We start from the raw sequence: 18,811 nt of genomic DNA, 5'->3' as shown, positions 1-18,811 counted from the left end.
GGGTAATGAAAGACAATACATCTATTACGCAAGTAACAAATGAAGAAGTGGAGAGAAGATATGACACCCTGGGAACCTACCGAGGCGGAGGCAGAATCGATCCGCATGCCGCAAGATGAAGAGCGTGAACTGATCGAGATCGAGTTGCTGTTGGAAGGTATGCACCGTTTATATGGATATGATTTTAGGAACTATGCATTACCGTCGTTAAGACGCAGAATCTGGCATTATGTACATGCCGAAGGACTGAAGACCATTTCAGGTTTACAGGAGAAGGTGCTTCATGACCGTGCTGTATTTGATCGTTTTGTACAGAATCTGTCCATCCCTGTAACGGAAATGTTTCGTGATCCAACCTTGTTTCGGTTCTTCCGGGAACAGATTATTCCTGTGCTGAGGACTTATCCATATATCCGGATATGGCATGCTGGCTGTTCTACAGGAGAAGAAGTCTATTCCATGGCGATTATGCTGCATGAGGAAGGACTGTACGACAAGGCAAGAATATACGCAACAGATATGAATGATCGCTCATTGCAGCAGGCCAAGGAAGGCGTATATGGTATTGAGAAAATGAAATTATATACTACTAATTATCTGGAAGCCGGGGGCACCCGCGCATTTTCGGAGTATTACACCGCGAAATATAATTCCGTTATATTTCATCCTTATTTACGGAAAAATATTATTTTTGCCGAACATAATTTGGCAACAGACCGGTCATTTAACGAGTTTAATGTAATCTTCTGCCGCAATGTCATGATTTATTTCAATGATGAACTGCGGAACCATGTACACGGACTTTTTCATGAAAGTTTGAGCCACTTCGGCATCCTTGTTCTGGGGTCCAAAGAATCGATACATTTTACGGAATACAGCGATGCCTACGAGCCGTTAGACCGGACGGAAAAAATATACCGGAAGATTAAATAGGGGGTTAGGCTTAGTCATGGGGCTCAATGAACCAATCCACATATTATTGGTAGATGACCGCCCCGAGAACCTGCTCGCTCTCGAAGCGGTTCTGGAATCGGAACAGTACAAGCTCGTCAAAGCAACCTCCGGGGAAGAGGCACTTCGCTGTTTGCTGAAAGATGAATTTGCGGTCATTGTGCTGGATGTGCAGATGCCTGGGATGGACGGAATTGAGACAGCAAAATTAATTAAGGCGCGTGACAAGTCCAAGGATGTGCCAATCATATTTATCTCTGCGAACAGCAGAGAGGCAGAGCACTTATTTGCAGGTTATTCCGCAGGGGCCATTGATTACATGGTCAAGCCGTTTATCCCTCAGATTTTGAAATCCAAAATCGAGGGCTTTGTAGAAATGTTTATCACGAATAAACGTTTGAAAACACAGACGATGCTGCTGCATCAGAAGACACAAGAACTAGAGAAAATGAATCAGCAGCTCATTCAGGCTAAAGAGGAAGCGGAAATCGCTGCAAACGCGAAGACCGAGTTCCTTGCTATGATGAGTCATGAGATTCGTACGCCGATGAATGGTGTCATTGGTATGGTTGATCTGTTAATGGAAACGGATTTGAAAGAAGATCAGAAGGAATACGCGGATATTGTCCGTCGCAGTGCCGATGCACTCGTTACGGTGATTAACGATATTCTTGATTTCACCAAGATGGAATCCGGCAAAATGGAGCTGGAAGAGCATCCATTCGAACTTGTTTCCTGTATTCGTGAAGTACTGAGGCTATTCGCGGCAGAAGCCGGCAAAAAGAATATTGAGCTGGAATATTTCCTGGAAGATTCGGTACCCGAATTGATCTATGGAGATATGGCAAGGCTTCGCCAGGTTTTGTTGAATTTGATTGCCAATGCCATCAAGTTCACGGACCATGGCGGCGTGTATCTGATCGTATCCGTTAGTAAGGAGAAAGACGGGCGAATGACGCTGGAGTTTGCTGTAAAAGATACAGGAATAGGCATAGCGCTAGACAAAGTAGATCGTCTGTTCCAGCCGTTTTCCCAACTGGATACATCCATGACGCGCAAGTATGGTGGAACCGGTCTGGGGCTGGCTATATGCAAAACGCTCGTTGAAATGATGGGTGGACAAATATATCTGGATACGTCGGAACTGCGTGGCGCAACGTTTGTATTTACCATTCAGGCGCAGCGGTATGTCGAGACTGAGCTGACGACAGGTATAGGGGAAGATCAGCTTACGGACATTAAAAAAAATGATGAAATGCATCCAAGCGTATTAATCGTCGATGATCACCCAATTAATCAGAAACTAATGTCCATTATGCTGGGCAAGCTTGGACTCGTCGCAGATATCGCCGAAGATGGCAAGAAGGCGCTGGAGATGGTTTTGGCGAACCGCAACTATGATTATATATTTATGGATTTGCAGATGCCCGTGATGGATGGATTGGAATGTACTCGCAGAATTCGTGAGAGCCTTCCTCAAGACCAGCAGCCGGTTATTGTAGCGATGACCGCCAATGTCATGGATGGTATTCAACAGCGATGTTCCACTGTAGGTATGGACGATTACATCAGCAAACCTGTGAAAATGGGCAATGTGAAACAGAAGTTGTCCCGATATCAGGAAGAAAGGCAAGTGTTCAAATCCAACGCATCGGCCATAAATCAGGCCAATTGAAATATTTGCTAATTCGATTACTGTTTCATATGTGCTGTAGATGGGTTATTAGGTAAAGAAACCATTGATCAGGAGAGAGATGTCTAATGAATACAAATAAAAATGAAAAATTCAATGCAAGAACAGAAACACATGACGGCGTGTGCACGGTGTATCTGACTGGCGAACTGGATTTGTCGGTTGCTCCTGAATTCCGTTTGGTGATGGAGCCGTTAGTGGACAACAAGGAACAAGATTTGATCATTAACATGCAAGACTTGAAGTACATCGATAGTACAGGGATTGGAATCCTGTTATCTGTTCTGAAAGCACGGCATGGAATGGAAGCTCGCTTTGAAGTACAGGAAGTTCCTGCGCAAATTCAGAAACTTTTTGATATGACGGGTATTGCCAAATTCTTTGTCTCACAGAAGAATTCCCAATAGGAAAGGATCGAAAAAGGAATGAATGCAGAAGTTCAAAGAGTCACCCTTAATTTACCGGCGACAGCTGATTACGTTGATATTGTAAGACTCAATTTATATGGTGTTGCGTCCAAAATGGGATTTTCTTATGAGGACATTGAGGATATGAAGGTTGCTGTATCCGAGGCTTGTAACAACTCTGTACTGTATGCTTACTCACACGAAGGCGGCATGGTTGAGGTTGTGTTCGAAGTGGATAGTGACACGCTGGCTATTACCGTCAAAGATGAAGGAGCCAGCTTCGAGAACATTAACCCGGCGGTATCCCGTGCCGGCCTTCACGACAAAGAGCTGACAGATGCCCAAATCGGTGGACTTGGATTTTACCTGATGCAAGCTCTGATGGACGATGTCAGTGTGGAAAGTGAGACGGGCAAAGGTACGAAAGTAGTACTCGTAAAACGTCTTGCAAGAAGTGAGGAGAAAGTATGAATGAAAAAGTGACTCCCCCAGAGTCCATGTCTGAAGCAATAGGTTTGATCTGGGAATACCAGCAAACCCAGGATAACGAAATTGCAACAGTTCTTATCCGCAAATATGAACCGATGGTGAAGATGGCAGCAGGTAAAATTGCGCGGAATCGACCCGATCTGTATGAGGATTTGTATCAGACCGGGCAGATGGCTCTGATTCGTTTGCTGAAGCAATACGATATCAATCTGGGTATTCCGTTTGAACCTTATGCCATGAAGAGCATGATCGGTCATATGAAGAATTATTTAAGGGACAAGTCCTGGTATATTCAGGTGCCCCGCAGAATTAAGGAAAAGGGAGCACTTGTCCAGCATGCCATTGATGAATTGACAGTGAAGCTGGAGCGTTCACCAGGTGTGAACGAAATTGCTGAATACCTGGATTTAACCCCTGAGGAAACCATCGAGGTCTTGGCTGGTCGGGAATGTTACCACTATGTGTCACTGGATTCTCCGCTATCACAGGATGAGAGTGCAGCCACTTTGGGTGAACTGATCAGTTCTGATGTAAATGACTTCGATTCGGTTGAGAAGCGGATGGATTTGCAGCAGGCATTGGGACAGTTGAAGGAACAGGAACAAAAGGTGCTTATTTTGGCATTTCAGGATGGCCAGTCGCAGCGGGCAATTGCTCAAAAGTTGGGAGTCTCCCAAATGAGTGTATCCCGTATCCAGAAGCGAGCCACTGAGAAATTAAAACAGATTATGTCGAATGCTTCATTATTATGAGATGCAGATCGGTGATGATATTGAGCACGGCATAGAGAAGGACACGTGATTCCAATGGAATGCATACGTGTCCTTTTTTTGGGATCAATGATTTCCTAATGAACAGTATGAATGCAGGAGTGGATGTTTGTGATTGTGGATAAAGTCAAGCTGGAAGCACGTCGGGACAAGGTCACTTACTCAGACCATTGGGAATGGTGGGATTGGGTGGCACCTGATCAGGAGAGTATGGCTGATGCCTTGGAGGAACTAACGGGCACATTTCCAGAAATGCAGTACTGGCTTCGCAAAATACCGGAGGTAGAGTCCAACTATCTCTCCGTCCGCTTCATGAACGGCACGGAGCCCGTGATATTCGGGTCATTATTATATGCAGTTAAGAATGAAAGAAACGATCAACGTAAAGATAATCAGATGTTTTTCTATGTGGATCAAGAGAGACTGGTTACCTTGAACGTAGATGACAATACCAGAGGGATTATGAATACAGGTGAACGTGCAGCCATGTTACAGCAGTGCAGTGAAGCCCGGGACGGCATGTTTGTGCTCTTTCGGGCCATATTGCATTATTACCATGTGGGTATGGATCATTTTGAGATGAATTTGAGGGACTTGGAACGGACGATGGAATCCCGCAATGCACGCACGCTGATGGATCAGATCCTTGCGGCCAGATTTGAGCTGCTGTATTGGAGTAACCTGTTCATTCCGTATTCCGAGTTGATGGCCGCCGCGAGGGAAGCCTACCTGGATGAATTGAAAGAGAATCGCTTTTTCCAGCAGCTTCAGCACCGGATCGAACGGATGGAGCGTTTGTTCAAACATTATGAGACAGAGATTGATACACTGATCTCCATTGATAATGCCATTTCAGGAGTGCGGGGCAATGAGATTATGAAGACGCTGACCCTTGTAACCTCGGTATTCACGCCTGCAACGGCTGCAGGAGCCATATGGGGAATGAACTTCGAGAACTTACCTTGGATCGACAAAACATGGGGTGTTGTACTCGTCCTTGCACTCATAATCATTAGCATGATCGGCATGTATGTATGGATGATGATGAAAGGCTGGACAGGGGATCTGCTCAAAGTGAAGTCCTCTCAGCCGTCGGCCAAAGAAACAGAGAAGCGTGCCCATGGCAAACGAAGGCGCTGACTATTGCAAGCCTCACCCTGTGCCTTTTATTTTTTATAATCTTCAATGTATCCCAGCAAGTCAGCAATATATTGTCCCACAATCGGCATGTTCACGAATTGACTGAGAATAAAAGCGAGCAGACCAAGAACGACGAATGTCCCTACCGTCAAACCTAAACCACGTGCCATACCAGCGGTAAAGTTGGTAATGATGCGTTTTTTGGGACTGCTGTAGTTTTCGATAATATCCTTGATTTGAGCTTTTTCCAGACTGTCTGCAATCTGATCCAGCCGTGTATTCAGACGTTTGACCTCATGACGCAATTCAAAAGGGTGTTCGCTGGTATCATACTGTTGCGCGGGTTTTGCTCCGGTAATGGGCGTATTGCCGTTCATTGTGACTTTACTCATGTTCTTCCTCCTTTAATCTCGCGTGACCAATAGCCAGCTGGAATACAGCTGGCTATTGGTCACGCGATCCATAAGCCTTACAGGCTGGTCGAGTTCAATTCTTTACGTGCATCTTCCTTAGCTTCTACAGAAGCGGCAGCCACTTCGTCCGACGCTTTGGATGCTTCATTCGCCACATCAGCGGAAGCTTTTCTTACGGAGTCCATAACGTCATTCCGGCCTTGGTTTACCGTTTTTGCAATATCAGAAGTTTTGGAAGAGACCGTTTTAGCCAGTTCGGAAGCTTTGTCGCCGACAACCGCTGCAACTTCTTTCGTGCGATCTGTAACAATCCCCACTTTCTCGGAAAGGTCACCACGCAATTCGCGTCCTGGTTTAGGGGCAAAGAGTAGTGCTGCAGCTGCTCCCAGCAAACCTCCGATGAAAATTCCTTTGGCGAAAGTGGAACCGCTTTGTACAGGATATTGTTCTTCTGCTTTATTCATGTCAAATCACTCCTTCTTCAAATTTAAGAAACGGATACGAAACAACGAACACCTTGTTGACCGATCAGGCAGCCTGTCTGAACAGTCTGGACACAAGCCCCAGCAAAAAGACAAAGACTGCTGTTCCAATGATGGCAGGAATTACGGCAAAGTTACCGATGACCGGTCCCCAGTTACCAAGCAAGAGTGCTCCCAGCCAGGCTCCGGCAAATCCGGCAACCATTGCACCGATGATTCCTCCAGGCATGTTATGACCAGCAAGTGCATCACCGATTACACCGATAATGGCTGCCATAACAATGCTGATAATGATACCCCACATAACAACCGCCTCCTTTATGCTTAATGTAGGATGGTGTCTGTTCGCGTTTGCTTACTTCGTATATAAACGCCGTGCTTCAAGGTGAAACAATCAATGCAGGGAGAAATGTACTGGAAATTATAGGATAGTACAACTCAGACGGCACGTTGAATCCCTTTATTCATGCAGAAGATCCAAACCAGTCCAGCAGCAAATCCGGTGAAAACATCGGTTGGAAAATGGACACCCAGCATGATACGGCTAAGACCGACCAAGAATATAAAAGTGATTCCGCAAAGGACAGGCAGAGCGATGCCAGACTCACGTTGATGTCGTTCAATTGCCCAGATAACAAAGAGCATGCCATAAAATCCCATCGAGATCATCGCATGACCACTTGGAAAGCTATATCCATGAACAACCAGCAGATGCTCCAGCTCAGGTCTACTGCGCCTGAATATTTCCTTCAATAAGGTGTTGAGAATCCACATCATGGCAAAACTGCTGAGTAACGCATATCCATATATGAGGAAACGGGGACGGCGCTGCCACAAGAATAGAATTGAAAAACCGATAGCTGCTAACGCAGAAAGTTTGAAAGAACCGAGCGCAGTAATGAATGAAATGAAAGGTAACAGATGAAGACGTGAATCCGAGTTCAGATAAAACAACTGCTGGATACGATCATCCAATGAAAGGATAGCATCGTTACCCAGCAACGCTCCCAGAGCCGCCAGCAAGAAGACGACCGAAACGCTGGCTATAATTCCAACACCAGCCCAGTTGAGCAGTGGACGTATCGACGTTTTGCGAGCTAACCCGGAAGTGGGTAAATGCGTTTTGCGCAGCATAAATGATGATCTCCTTCAGTGATGGTAGTAGGTAGATAAAGATTGATAATGGATTACCCGAAATGTCTGTCGAAAAAACTGTAAAAACGTCGCTTTTGTACTATACTATTTAAGATATCCCATGCGGCGTCATGACGCAAAGCAGAGATGAATTCGGGAGTATAAAGGAGAGAACTCGCATGGAGAGTGCCCTGTTAATTAAAGAATACCGTGCGGGTGTTATGGAATGCGCCCATTACGGACACATAAGCATTACGGATGAGAAAGGCAATGTTGTATATTCAGCCGGAGATCCTCATTTTAGAGCGTTTACCCGTTCATCCGCCAAACCGTTTCAGGCCATTCCGGGGATTCGGGCCGGTATTGCTGGACATTATGGCCTAACAGCTCAGGAGATTGCTATCATGTCTTCCTCGCACCGATCGGAACCGATGCATATTCAGGTGCTGGAGCAGTTGGAGAGCAAAATAGGATTGGGCGAAGAGTGCTTGATTTGTGCACCGAGTTATCCCCTAAATGAAGAAAGCAGGAATCAATGGCTGCGTGCTCAAGGAGAGAAGCGTCGTATCCTACACAATTGCTCCGGTAAACATCTGGGCATTCTCGCATACACTCAGATGAAGCAGGCTGATTTGGGAAGTTATGCAGAGCCAGAACATCCGGTACAGCGTGAAATTCTGGAAACCATGGCCTATATGGCAGGGATTGAACAGAAAGAGATAAAACTTGGGACGGATGGCTGCGGCTTTCCGGTATTTTCGTTGCCGTTATCGGCATTGTCGAACGCATATCTGAAGCTGGCTTGCCCGGATCTGATCGAGGACCCATCTACACGCTCCGCGGTAGAGACCATTACTGGAGCCATGAACGAATATCCGTTAATGGTAGGAGGAACGCAGCGTGTGGATTCTGTGCTGCTTGAAGACAGCAACATTGTAGCCAAGGGCGGTTTTAAGGGTGTGTTTGGTTTTGCCCTGAAAAAGGAACGCCTTGGAATTACGTTCAAAGTGCTTGACGGTTCGGAAGAAGAATGGGCCTTTATTGCCCAATCCATTCTGGAGCAGATTGGGTATAGCAATCGGAAAACCATCGAACGACTGGCCGAAGTATATCCACCGGACATTCGGAACGACGCCGGTAAAGTCGTAGGACGGGCAGAGAGCGAATTCAAGCTTCACTCACCTGAAGAAAGCGTATAACCATAAGCAAGGGCGTGATTAGAATTCCCGGACCACGGGTAAAGATGACATACCAACTGGTATTGATCTATAGAATTCTAATTATACACGCAAGAACTGTTGCGATAGTGTGGCAGCTCTAAACCCTTGGAGGTGGATGAACATGATTAAAGTAGTGACATCGGAAGAAAGGCACACGTCGGATCGAGGTTGGATACACAGTGAATTCAGCTTTTCCTTTGCGGACTATGATGATCCAAGCAATGCCCATTTTGGTTGTCTTCTGGCTCATAATGACAACACACTGATGCCGCAGGAAGGCTTTAAGCGACATCCACATCATGACTTGGAGATTGTTAGTTATGTCATATCAGGTACGTTGAAACATACGGACAGCATGGGAACGGAGCAATTGTTGGAACCGGGAACGGTTCAGGTCATGAGTGCGGGTGCCGGGGTAGAGCATTCAGAGACTAACCCGTCCGAGGATGAACCGGTACGCTTCCTACAGATGTGGTTCTTGCCATCCCAGCGCATGTTGAAGCCCTCGTATAATAATCGTCGTGTAGAGGCTCAGGAGCATCTGAACCGTCTTTGTCCGATTGTATCGGGGCAAGGGGGAGAAGGAGCCGAGGGAGCATTGCCTATTTCACAGGATGTAACTTGCTATCTATCCCATCTGGAATCCGGTAAAAAATTAATGTACCCTCAACATGAAGATAGGCGTACACATCTCTTCCTGATTAGTGGTCATATTGAGATTGTATGTTCAGATGGCAACTTCAATCTCAACCCGGGTGACGCTGCACGAATCCGCAAAAGCTGTGATCTGCAAATTACAGGTACAGGCAGCGAGACTGCTGAATTTGTACTGGTGGATTTGCCTTGACGAAAAAAAGCAACCGGAAGAGGACCTGTTTCCACTCTGATGTGGAGGACAGGTCCTTTTTGTACGGGTTGTTTTGGATACTTTCATAAAAGAGCCGCTCAAAGTTCCATGAGCGATGTCGCCCTAGGATTTGCGAAGTTTACCCAGTTCGGAAGCGACAGCTTCCACTTCAGAGATACTCAGATGTTCCTTGCCCAGAACCATCTCATATAGGTCAAACAAATCTTCATACTTCTCAAGTGGGAAAGCCGAAGCCTGCATGGCAGCTCCACTGGCCATCCGCAGCTTCGTTTTGATTGCTTCAATCATATATTCCATGTTGGCTGCGCTTGCTTGCGTTAAATCCATCGTTATGTCCATCCCTTCCGTATCGGAAACTGTTGTCATTGTATCATGAGTGGACAGGCTCAGGCCAATGCTTTTGCGACGGAATCAAGCATCGGGTAAAATGAGAAATATAACAATAGAGCCTCAGGTGGGGAACACATGTGTAAAGGAGGTAAAGAGATTGGCAGTATATAAGCGGGAATTGGTTCGCCCTCAAAGTAGAGAAGCCCGCCAAAATGTGCAGGGAGAAGACTTGTTATTATTTTTCAAGCACATCTATCAGCTTCATTCACCGGACGAAATCACCTTTGTCTGTATCGGGACGGACCGTTCCACCGGAGATGCACTGGGCCCATTGACAGGCAGTCTGCTGGAGGAGTATGGAGTGAATCACGTTGTAGGGACTCTGGCTTCTCCTTGTGATGCAGATACGCTGGAGAAGAGGCTGGCGCTTGTCCCGTCACATCACGCCATCATCGCCATAGATGCTTGTCTGGGTCCAAAACAGGCAACAGGTACATACTATCTCGCAGAACATCCACTCATTCCGGCAAAATCGGTTGGTGGCAAGCTACCGCCAGTTGGTCATTACAGCGTGGCTGCTGTAGTGAATGCCAATGGACCGAGACCTTATTCCATTCTGCAGATGACCTCGCTTCATTTCGTTATGGGCATGTCCCGAACGATTGCTGAGGCGGTCGCCGAAGCAATGAAAATCAGATAAACGTTTCATTAATGATATGCGGGCTTAATAATATACAACTTGAATTAATTTAATTCGCGCAGAGAGAGGGATTTATATGGAAAAAGTGATGTGTGACGGAACGACGATATGTTATGCCGAACAGGGTAAGGGAGAAGCACTCATTTTGCTCCACGGATACTGCGGAAGTTCATCCTACTGGGATGAGGTTGTGCCTGAGCTTGCACGCAGTTATCGTTGCATCGTACCCGATCTGCGTGGACATGGCAAAACGGACGCGCCTGTAGGAAGTTATACCATTGATCAGATGGGCAACGACGTATTGCAATTAATGGACGAGCTAAAGGTAGACAAGGCCGTCCTGCTTGGTCACTCCATGGGTGGATATATTGCACTTTCCATCGCACAGCGCCACCCGGAACGATTGAATGCCTTTGGCTTGATTCATTCCACAGCGTATCCGGATAGTGAAGAGGGTAAGGAAAAGCGCCTTCGTGCAGTATCCACCATTCAGACGGAAGGCATTGTTCACTTTGTAGATGGGCTGGTTCCCGGTTTGTTTGCACCAGAACATGTGGAATCGCTATCGACGCAAGTGACTCGTGTGAAGGAAATTGGTTACCAGACTGCGCCGCAAGGGGCAACTGGAGCTGCACTGGCTATGCGGGAACGACCGGACCGCCGTGATGTATTGTCCGCTACACCGCTTCCTGTCCTGCTGGTTGCTGGCGAGAAGGATGCCGTCATTCCGCCGGAACGTACATTTACAAGTGACAAGCCACATATTACACAGGCCGTGATTCCTGGAGCAGGACATATGAGCATGTACGAAGCTCCGGAAGAATTAATTCAGGTCATTAAACCATTTTTGACGGGATTATCGAAGTGATTTTAATGGAACAGGAATAGAGTATCAGATGATTTCGCCTCCTTGGCGGATTGTCTGGACCTTGCTAAACCCCTGCAACGTTCGCTCAAGAACGGCAGGGGTTTTATTTGTTTAGGGTCAGAGGATGGTGAGAGTCTTAGACACTGTTTTGGCTTTTTGTCATGGCATGAATTAAAATAATGAGAATGGATCATGCAAGTGAAACTGAAATGTACAGATCGAACGATGAGGGGGCACATAGCATGTTCAGGAAAGATTATCTGCTCCGCATGATGGAGGAAATGACAGAAGCGATCGGCAAAGTATTTACACTCAAACAACAGCGAAAACACACGGAGGCTCTGTCCGAGCTGGACGAGTTGCTGCGCAGGCAGTTTGGTCTGAATTTATCTCTGCTGAACTCACTGCCGGCCGAAGATGTCATTGAAATGTTCCGTTTTCGCGGCATCATTGAAGTGGACAATCTGCAACAAGCCGCCAGGCTGATCGAAGAAGAGGCGTACATTTATAATGAAAAGGCCAAAGTGGAGGGCATAGATGACCAGGAAAAAATGGAGTCAGAGGAGGAAGCACTAATTCGTCTGATGAGATCACTTCATTTTTACCTGTACGCACTGAATAATGGGGCTAACCCGAAGCTGCTGGATGCACCAGATCGTGTGGAGGGAATATTGGAGCAGACGAAACCATACGAACTTCCTGCACGAACGGAAAAGCAGCTTGCCCTATATCGTGAACAGCAGGGGCGTTATGATCAGGCAGAGAATAGCTGGTATAGATTGTTGCAGGTAGACGACAGTCATCCCATTCATTATCGGAGTGAGGTACAGGCTTTCTATGAAAGGTTAATACAACTGGAAGATGAGCAATTGCAACAAGGTGGCTTGCCTCGTGAGGAAGTGGAAGAGGGGCTTGCCGAGCTGAATCGTTAGACCGATCAATAGGCCGTTAACTTGGAGAGGGAACGGAATTGTGGTATGGTAACGGTTGACCAAACCAAACCGAAAGTGAGATGTACCCCCGTGGATTCATTGCGAAAGCTTATACAAGACATCTTTGAACAGAATTCGCTGATTACAGCGACCTGGAGCCAGCTGCGCAGACGGGACAATGTCTCGTATACCAAAGTGCAAGTCAAGCCGGTAACGCTCAAGAATCAGCTGCATTATCAATTTGCATTTCATTATTCCAATAAAGTGCTGCACGAGAATTTGACTCCGGCTGAAGCGGCAGAACGCATGACTTTGCTATGCGAAGAGACGTTTCGTCAAGGACTGCTCTGTACTGCAGACGCAGACTATCAAATTTTGATCAGCAAAAAATATAAAGTGTCCATCTTGACCAAGTCCCCTTCCAAGACTGCGGTGGACCTCTCGCATAATCGCAAAAAGCAATATGTGCTGGAAGATGGAGTTCCCGTTTCGTTCCTGGTCGAGCTGGGGATTATGAGCGAGGAAGGCCGCGTTTTGGCTCGCAAGTATGACAAGTTTAGACAGATCAACCGTTTCCTCGAAATGGTACAGGATGTCATCCCGCATCTGCCGGAGGGCCGTCCACTTACCATTGTTGATTTTGGTTGCGGGAAGTCTTATCTCACCTTTGCTTTATATCATTATTTGTCCGTGCAGCAGCGCAGATCGCTCAAGATTATTGGTTTGGATTTAAAAGCCGATGTAATTGAACACTGCAATGATCTGGCAAACAAGTTGCATTACGGTGACCTGAAGTTCCTCGTTGGAGACATCGCTGATTACGACGAGCTGAATGAAGTGGATATGGTCGTAACGCTGCATGCCTGTGATACAGCAACCGATGCTGCTTTGGAGAAAGCCGTTCGTTGGGGCGCTTCTGTCATTCTATCTGTACCGTGCTGTCAGCACGAGCTGTTTGATCAGATTGAATCCAACGTGATGAATCCGTTGTTGTCACACGGTATTCTGAAGGAACGCTTCTCCGCCTTGGCAACCGATGCCATTCGGGCGAAGCTGCTCGATCTGATGGGTTACAAAACGCAATTGCTCGAATTTATCGACATGGAGCATACGCCGAAAAATATATTAATCCGTGCAGTACGAGGCCAGGCTGGACAGACGGCTGACATGTGGAACGAATATACGGCATTCCGTGATTTCATTCACGCAGATCCTTATTTGGAGCGGGCTTGTGCGGACTTGCTTCCAGGTGGCGGCAAGCTCAAAGAAGCTGCACCGAACCTTGGCGAAGATGCGAGCCAAGAGAATTCAAATGGGGAATCCATCAAAGATGTCATCCAAGATGCCAGCCACTGTGATCACTGTTGAATTTGAATGCTTACGGGGTAATGAAGAGTGATGCATAATGTTTCACGGCAGATGGTAAAAAGGATGGATGCATGATTTCGTTGCTTAATCCTCTGAGATGATGCAGATCGTCTGCCATCGCTCTTGACGGGACATACTGATAAGAGGGTCCCGTGAAAATAACATAATGTGCCAAAGGTTTGTAATCAGGCAGAAGACCCTTACGGGAGCTTCTGTCTTTTTTATTTGAAATTGATTAAGAAGAATACGGAGACGGGAGAAAGGAGAGAGACACATGAAGGGGGCGAAATCAGATAAGAAGATTAAGCGGAGTAAGGTAGATGATACAGACAGGCTGGACAAGGTGGACGAAGCAAATCAGGGAATCGTGTTTTCCGGATTATCAGAATCGGCATTAACGGCAGTTCTTGGTTTAATTGCAGTGGCTTTACTGTTGGCAGGATGTCTATGCAGGGGATTGTTTTATGTTACGGACGTATATCCCATGGTACTGATGGCATCAGGAAGTGTACTTATTTGGTTTGTTTTGTTCATTATGTGCTTCAATACACCGAAGACGAGAGGGCAGATAGGAATTGCTCAGTGGTTGGATTACCTCAAACGACTATATGTGGCCATTATGCAGCATGCTCATTTTCGCTGGATGCTCTGGCCCTTGGCTATGGCAGGCTGGTTTGGCCTGCATGTATGGATGGGCTCTGTGAGTGTACAGGGAAGCTTGGATGAGATGCTGCGCTGGAGCCTTCTGGCGATATTTGCGTTGCTAACCGTCATGTTGGCCTCACGAGCGAACGGAGAGCGATGGTTTGCCTGTGGCTGGCAAATGGCAGGCGGCCTGCTTGTGCTAAGCGGAGTGCTTGCCGCGTGCGGTGTGCTGCCGCTGCCATATGGGGTCATGCGAACCGCTGACCCCGAGATCAGCTCCGCCGGAGCCCGGCTCGGCGGATTGCTGCAGTACCCCAATGCGTACGGTGCCGTTGTTGGCATGTACGCATTGGAGCGGCTGGCTGCCGCCGCACGCGCCATGGCCCGGCCGCTGTCGGCCGGGCGGCTCATCGCGGCAGCGCTGCCGCTCATGCCCGCGCAAGCCGCGCTCCTGCTGAGCGAGTCGCGCGGCGCTTGGCTGGCGACCGGCTGCGCCGCGGTCGCCGCCTTCGCTTTGCAGCGGCGCGGTGCCCGCCTGCCGCTGCTGCTGGCCACGGCCGCGCCACTGGCGTGCGCGGCCTGGCTCTACCGCCAGCTGGCTGTTGCCCAGCTGGCGCCTGCACCCGTGCCCGGCCTGTTGGCACTGGCCGGGACATGGGCAGCTGCGCTGCTCGGCACGCTGCTGCTGTGCCGTTTGAGGCACAGCGGCGTTCGTGCGCGCGCCGCTGCCCTTACGGCCACAGTGCTGGCGGGAATCACCGCCGCCACTGTGGCCGTGGCCTCCACCGCCGACCGCATGGCGGCTGGTGTCGGCACAGGGCTATCCCGCCTTCAGATGTGGCGGGACGCCCTGAAGCTTTGGACCGAGGCCGCATGGCTGGGCCACGGGGGAGAGACATGGCGCAACATGTTTCGCGCCATCCAATCCTCGCCTTATGTCGGAGGCGAGGTCCACAACGGCTTCCTCGATCTGGCCCTTGATACGGGCGTGATCGGGTTGCTGCTTATCGCCGGATGGTTCCTTTTCACCTTGCGAATGATGTGGAAACATGCACCCCAGCTGCTGCCTTCGGTTATTGTTTTTGGCCTCCATGGCGCAATGGACTTTGACTGGAGCTTTACCTTCCTCTGGATGATGTTCATTTGGCTGGGGGGCTGGGCCTTCTCGTCGCCAACGCTAAAGGAATCCGTGGCTGACAAAAAGCGGCCCCGCTTTTACCGTCCGTTAAACCCGTGGCCTCAACGGATATTCACTGGGCTGTTCATCATGTTTTGGCTTGGCGGCACAGCCTGGCTTGCTGGACAACATGTGGCGGCAGAACAACAATATCGTCTAGCCATGTCAAAAGATACAGGAAGTGCTGAACAAAAGGTGCTGCTTACTGCGGCGTACAAGTTCAACCCCTACAGGCCGGATATCGCCATCTCCCTGTCCCGTACGTTTCCAGCGGAAAAGGCTGAATCCATATTAGTGCAGAGCTTGTCCTTTTCCCCTGTTTCCCCCCAACTCTACGGAGAGCTGGGGCGGTTAGCCGCTCAATCGGGTAGAGGAGAGTTGGCTGGGAACTATTTTGAACAAGCCTTAGACCTGAATCGTTTTGACGCGTCCAGCCAGTCTCAGACCTTGTATTGGATGGAACAGGCATCACGGAGGGAACTGGCGGCAGGGTATGCTGAACGAGGAAGGCAGACCGCTGCTGCTGGAGTAAGGATATACGAACGATATAGACAACTGACTGAAGAAGTGGCAGCAGGGGCGGAGAGAAATGATCGGCGTTTTGGGCTTGGAGAAGAAGCATTACGTTATGGGGATAATCTGCGCCTCCTAGCTTTTGGTCCACTTGCTTCAGAGGTGACCAGGAGGAGTCCCTGAATGAACAAGATCCATGAAAACAAATGATTCAACATGCTCCCAATCTACAGTCGATATCCGCCAAACGCCTGCTTAAAGGCACCTTGCAGCGGTTCTACCTCCACACCCCATAGAGTCGCAATCTCCGCACTGACATCCGCGTTCCACCATTCGCATAATTTTTTGCGGTTATCCCGATTTTCTCCGATCCAGAGAAGATTGGCGATGACCTTCCCATAATACAATTCTTCCGCCTGCTTCATCAGCTCGGGGGAGATATATACCTTTAGCTTTTTGGCTGTTCGATACAGCTCTTTGCTGCATGCTCTTCGGATACCGCGGGCAGAAGGCAGTTTCTGGCCTGGGGTGTTATGTTTTACCAGGGGAGTACCGGGTGCTGATTTGAATGACATCTTCTCACGCTCCTCTCCCGATACCATATGCAAACGGCTGCCTGCGGGACACTATCCCAAACGGGTGAAGTAGCAACAGCTACAGGCCTGTGATAAAATAAGGACGAACATCCATGGTGCGGAAGGGCACTGCCAATCAGGATGAAGAAAGAGGGTCGAGATGGACGTTATTCATAACATTGTCAATCAATTATTCGATTGGATTCAGAGTCTTGGATACTTTGGAATTATGCTTGGACTAATGCTCGAAGTTATTCCGAGTGAAATTGTACTGGCATATGGAGGTTTTCTCGTTTCACAAGGCCATATTAATTTTTTCGGTGCAATGATTTTTGGTACCGTGGGCGGTGTCATAGCCCAGCTATTTATTTACTGGATTGGCCGTTATGGCGGAAGACCTGTACTTGAGCGCTACGGAAAATACATATTGATCCAGAAAAAGCACATCGACCATTCCGAAGAGTGGTTCCGCAAGTATGGGACAGGTGTTATTTTCACGGCGCGTTTTGTTCCGGTCGTAAGACATGCCATATCGATTCCTGCCGGTATATCCAAAATGCATACGGGTCGATTTATTTTGTTGACAACCCTCGCTGTTATACCTTGGTCTGCATTGTTTATATATTTAGGGATGATACTTGGAGATCAATGGCAACATATCAACGAGAAAGCGGCACCTTATATTATGCCGATTCTGCTCATTGCTCTGGCACTTATGATTGTTTATGTACTTATTAAATGGATGAATGCTCGTAAAAAGAAGGGAAGTGTCTAGTTATGGGAAAACCAAACTTGTCTCACAAATTCGGTAAAGGTCTGCCACCGAAAGAATTTATCGAGAGCATGACGAAGAACCAAAGTGAGTTTCAGACAAACTATGACAGCTTTGCATGGCCGAGCGAGGATGATCGTGAATTTTTTGAAAGCCTGAATCATCGCGATGATTTGCGTGTGTTAATTTTGGCTGCTGACTGGTGTGGCGATGTGGTACGCAATGTTCCGGTCGTGTTCCAGGCTCTGGAAATCTCCGGTATTCCGACAGAAGTCCTTATTTTGGAAAATCACCCTGAAGTGATGGATGAGTTCCTTACCATGGGCGGACGCTCTGTCCCTATCGTTATTTTTGCAGATACGGGTGGACATGTGCTGGGTCAATGGGGGCCTCGTCCGCAACATGTGCAGGAAGTTATGGTTGAATTCAAACGTCTTAACCCGGACCGTGAAGCGGCAGATTATCAGGATAATTTGGCCGTTGCACGCCAAGAGATTGGGAAACGTTATGGGGAAGGAACGGAGTCAAATGCAGCTATTATTCGTGAGTTGCGTGAACTGATTTCGGGTTACTGAGCCGATATGCTTAACATTCGTACATTTTCATTGGGACCGCTCCAAACCAATGCGTATCTGCTGCAGGGTGATGATCCAGGTAAAGCCGTAATCATTGATCCGGGAATGAATCCGGGCCCATTACTCAAGGCCATTCAGGACCTGGAGATTGAAGCGATCCTGCTCACTCACGCGCATTTTGATCATATGGGTGGAGTGGATGAAATTCGCAAATTGAAAGGCTGTCCCGTTTATTTGCATGACTTGGAGAGCGATTGGCTCACGACGCCGAAATTGAATGGTTCTTTGAACTGGCCGCAGGCTACCCCACCGCTTTCGACAGATCCAGCTGAATATGCCATGGACGAAGGGCAGACTTTGAACTTCATTGGTCATACGTTCAAAGTGTACCATACACCAGGACACTCACCAGGCAGTGTAAGTCTGCTATGTGGTGATGATCTGTTTGCAGGGGATGTTCTGTTCCGTATGGGTGTAGGCAGAACGGATCTGACCGGGGGCCGTGAACGGGATCTGATTGATTCAATCCAGAACAAGTTATACACCTTCTCGGATGAGGTCAAAGTGTACCCAGGTCATGGTCCCAAAACGACAATCGGTTATGAGAAGAAGAACAATCCTTACGTGTCTGCAAGATGATCCGACAATTTATGTGAAGAAAGTCTGGACAAGTGACAACTTTTTCATTAGAATAGCAATTAGTTGTTACAAGCGTTAAAGCACCATCTAACTGAAGCAATAAAAAGAAACACCCTAACTTGCGAAGCACGCAGACTGTGGTATATACCC

23 protein-coding genes are annotated in these 18,811 nt (G+C 47.9%); 16 read left to right on the top strand and 7 right to left on the bottom strand.

Annotated elements, in window-relative coordinates; genetic code table 11:
* Positions 1-60 precede the first annotated feature (60 nt).
* The 6 genes from ACFVQB_RS29285 (at position 61) to ACFVQB_RS29260 (ending at position 5,450) form a co-directional block, all read left to right on the top strand.
* Entirely contained in the window at positions 61-933 is an 873-nt protein-coding gene (locus ACFVQB_RS29285; RefSeq protein WP_379447744.1) for a CheR family methyltransferase, read from the top strand.
* A gap of 16 nt (positions 934-949) precedes the next feature.
* Positions 950-2,626 carry a response regulator gene (locus tag ACFVQB_RS29280; protein WP_379447742.1) on the top strand — a complete coding sequence of 559 codons (1,677 nt, stop codon included), beginning with the start codon at positions 950-952 and terminating at the stop codon, positions 2,624-2,626.
* A gap of 86 nt (positions 2,627-2,712) precedes the next feature.
* A complete protein-coding gene (locus tag ACFVQB_RS29275; protein WP_053778980.1) occupies positions 2,713-3,051 on the top strand; it encodes an STAS domain-containing protein in 339 nt (112 codons plus the stop codon).
* A gap of 18 nt (positions 3,052-3,069) precedes the next feature.
* Entirely contained in the window at positions 3,070-3,522 is a 453-nt protein-coding gene (gene rsbW, locus ACFVQB_RS29270; protein ID WP_110001626.1) for an anti-sigma B factor RsbW, read from the top strand.
* Positions 3,519-4,292 carry a sigma-70 family RNA polymerase sigma factor gene (locus ACFVQB_RS29265; protein WP_024631358.1) on the top strand — a complete coding sequence of 258 codons (774 nt, stop codon included), beginning with the start codon at positions 3,519-3,521 and terminating at the stop codon, positions 4,290-4,292. Before rsbW ends, ACFVQB_RS29265 begins: the two co-directional genes overlap by 4 nt.
* Before the next feature lie 129 nt (positions 4,293-4,421).
* Positions 4,422-5,450 (top strand): magnesium transporter CorA family protein, encoded by a 1,029-nt coding sequence (locus tag ACFVQB_RS29260; RefSeq protein ID WP_379447737.1) that lies wholly within the window; start codon positions 4,422-4,424, stop codon positions 5,448-5,450.
* Positions 5,451-5,476: 26 nt separating this feature from the next.
* On the opposite strand, the gene ACFVQB_RS29255 is transcribed toward ACFVQB_RS29260, so the two are convergent.
* The 4 genes from ACFVQB_RS29255 to ACFVQB_RS29240 all read right to left on the bottom strand — a co-directional run bounded on the left by ACFVQB_RS29255 (position 5,477) and on the right by ACFVQB_RS29240 (position 7,479).
* On the bottom strand, positions 5,477-5,842 hold the full coding sequence (locus ACFVQB_RS29255) for a DUF5665 domain-containing protein (protein WP_379447735.1): 366 nt from the start codon (positions 5,840-5,842) through the stop codon (positions 5,477-5,479).
* Between the two features lie 77 nt (positions 5,843-5,919).
* On the bottom strand, positions 5,920-6,327 hold the full coding sequence (locus ACFVQB_RS29250) for a YtxH domain-containing protein (protein ID WP_099858577.1): 408 nt from the start codon (positions 6,325-6,327) through the stop codon (positions 5,920-5,922).
* Positions 6,328-6,391: 64 nt separating this feature from the next.
* On the bottom strand, positions 6,392-6,649 hold the full coding sequence (locus tag ACFVQB_RS29245; RefSeq protein WP_379447730.1) for a GlsB/YeaQ/YmgE family stress response membrane protein: 258 nt from the start codon (positions 6,647-6,649) through the stop codon (positions 6,392-6,394).
* 134 nt (positions 6,650-6,783) lie between these two features.
* The gene (locus ACFVQB_RS29240) at positions 6,784-7,479 is read right to left on the bottom strand and encodes a phosphatase PAP2 family protein (protein WP_379447728.1); all 696 of its coding nucleotides are present in this window, start codon (positions 7,477-7,479) and stop codon (positions 6,784-6,786) included.
* 179 nt (positions 7,480-7,658) lie between these two features.
* Between ACFVQB_RS29240 and ACFVQB_RS29235 the strand changes: the two genes are divergently transcribed.
* Positions 7,659-8,678, top strand: a complete 1,020-nt coding sequence (locus tag ACFVQB_RS29235) for an asparaginase (protein WP_379447726.1) — start codon at positions 7,659-7,661, stop codon at positions 8,676-8,678.
* A gap of 142 nt (positions 8,679-8,820) precedes the next feature.
* Entirely contained in the window at positions 8,821-9,546 is a 726-nt protein-coding gene (locus tag ACFVQB_RS29230; protein ID WP_379447724.1) for a pirin family protein, read from the top strand.
* Positions 9,547-9,669: 123 nt separating this feature from the next.
* On the opposite strand, the gene ACFVQB_RS29225 is transcribed toward ACFVQB_RS29230, so the two are convergent.
* Positions 9,670-9,894: a DUF1128 domain-containing protein gene (locus tag ACFVQB_RS29225; RefSeq protein WP_379447721.1), complete on the bottom strand. Its 225-nt coding sequence runs from the start codon at positions 9,892-9,894 to the stop codon at positions 9,670-9,672.
* 160 nt (positions 9,895-10,054) lie between these two features.
* Here ACFVQB_RS29225 and yyaC point away from each other — a divergent pair, with 160 nt between their 5' ends.
* From yyaC to ACFVQB_RS29205, 4 genes are all read left to right on the top strand, one after another.
* On the top strand, positions 10,055-10,597 hold the full coding sequence (gene yyaC, locus ACFVQB_RS29220; RefSeq protein WP_379447719.1) for a spore protease YyaC: 543 nt from the start codon (positions 10,055-10,057) through the stop codon (positions 10,595-10,597).
* Positions 10,598-10,673: 76 nt separating this feature from the next.
* Positions 10,674-11,465: an alpha/beta fold hydrolase gene (locus tag ACFVQB_RS29215; RefSeq protein WP_379447717.1), complete on the top strand. Its 792-nt coding sequence runs from the start codon at positions 10,674-10,676 to the stop codon at positions 11,463-11,465.
* Between the two features lie 242 nt (positions 11,466-11,707).
* Entirely contained in the window at positions 11,708-12,397 is a 690-nt protein-coding gene (locus ACFVQB_RS29210; protein WP_379447715.1) for a DUF6483 family protein, read from the top strand.
* Positions 12,398-12,487: 90 nt separating this feature from the next.
* On the top strand, positions 12,488-13,765 hold the full coding sequence (locus tag ACFVQB_RS29205) for a class I SAM-dependent methyltransferase (protein WP_379447713.1): 1,278 nt from the start codon (positions 12,488-12,490) through the stop codon (positions 13,763-13,765).
* A gap of 630 nt (positions 13,766-14,395) precedes the next feature.
* On the opposite strand, the gene ACFVQB_RS29200 is transcribed toward ACFVQB_RS29205, so the two are convergent.
* Positions 14,396-14,821: a hypothetical protein gene (locus tag ACFVQB_RS29200; protein ID WP_379448167.1), complete on the bottom strand. Its 426-nt coding sequence runs from the start codon at positions 14,819-14,821 to the stop codon at positions 14,396-14,398.
* On the opposite strand from ACFVQB_RS29200, the gene ACFVQB_RS29195 reads away from it, so the two are divergent.
* Complete coding sequence (locus tag ACFVQB_RS29195) at positions 14,751-16,283, top strand: O-antigen ligase family protein (RefSeq protein WP_379448137.1); 1,533 nt, start codon at positions 14,751-14,753, stop codon at positions 16,281-16,283. The genes ACFVQB_RS29200 and ACFVQB_RS29195 overlap by 71 nt on opposite strands.
* Positions 16,284-16,327: 44 nt before the next feature.
* Here the strand turns inward: ACFVQB_RS29195 and ACFVQB_RS29190 are convergent, their stop codons facing one another.
* Positions 16,328-16,675 carry a dehydrogenase gene (locus ACFVQB_RS29190; RefSeq protein WP_379447711.1) on the bottom strand — a complete coding sequence of 116 codons (348 nt, stop codon included), beginning with the start codon at positions 16,673-16,675 and terminating at the stop codon, positions 16,328-16,330.
* Positions 16,676-16,835: 160 nt separating this feature from the next.
* Between ACFVQB_RS29190 and uptA the strand changes: the two genes are divergently transcribed.
* The 3 genes from uptA to ACFVQB_RS29175 are packed head-to-tail and all read left to right on the top strand — an operon-like array spanning position 16,836 to position 18,661.
* Positions 16,836-17,450: an undecaprenyl phosphate transporter UptA gene (gene uptA / locus ACFVQB_RS29185; protein WP_379447709.1), complete on the top strand. Its 615-nt coding sequence runs from the start codon at positions 16,836-16,838 to the stop codon at positions 17,448-17,450.
* A 2-nt stretch (positions 17,451-17,452) separates the two neighbouring features.
* Positions 17,453-18,022 (top strand): thioredoxin family protein, encoded by a 570-nt coding sequence (locus ACFVQB_RS29180; RefSeq protein WP_379447705.1) that lies wholly within the window; start codon positions 17,453-17,455, stop codon positions 18,020-18,022.
* A gap of 6 nt (positions 18,023-18,028) precedes the next feature.
* Positions 18,029-18,661, top strand: coding sequence for an MBL fold metallo-hydrolase (locus tag ACFVQB_RS29175; protein WP_090904734.1), 633 nt, complete (start codon positions 18,029-18,031; stop codon positions 18,659-18,661).
* Positions 18,662-18,811: the final 150 nt, after the last annotated feature.

The sequence above is a fragment of the Paenibacillus sp. NPDC057886 genome (assembly GCF_042796655.1).
Taxonomy (GTDB): Bacteria; Bacillota; Bacilli; order Paenibacillales; family Paenibacillaceae; genus Paenibacillus.
Note: the sequence above shows the minus strand (reverse complement) of the source record. Positions and strands in the feature narration are given on the sequence as shown.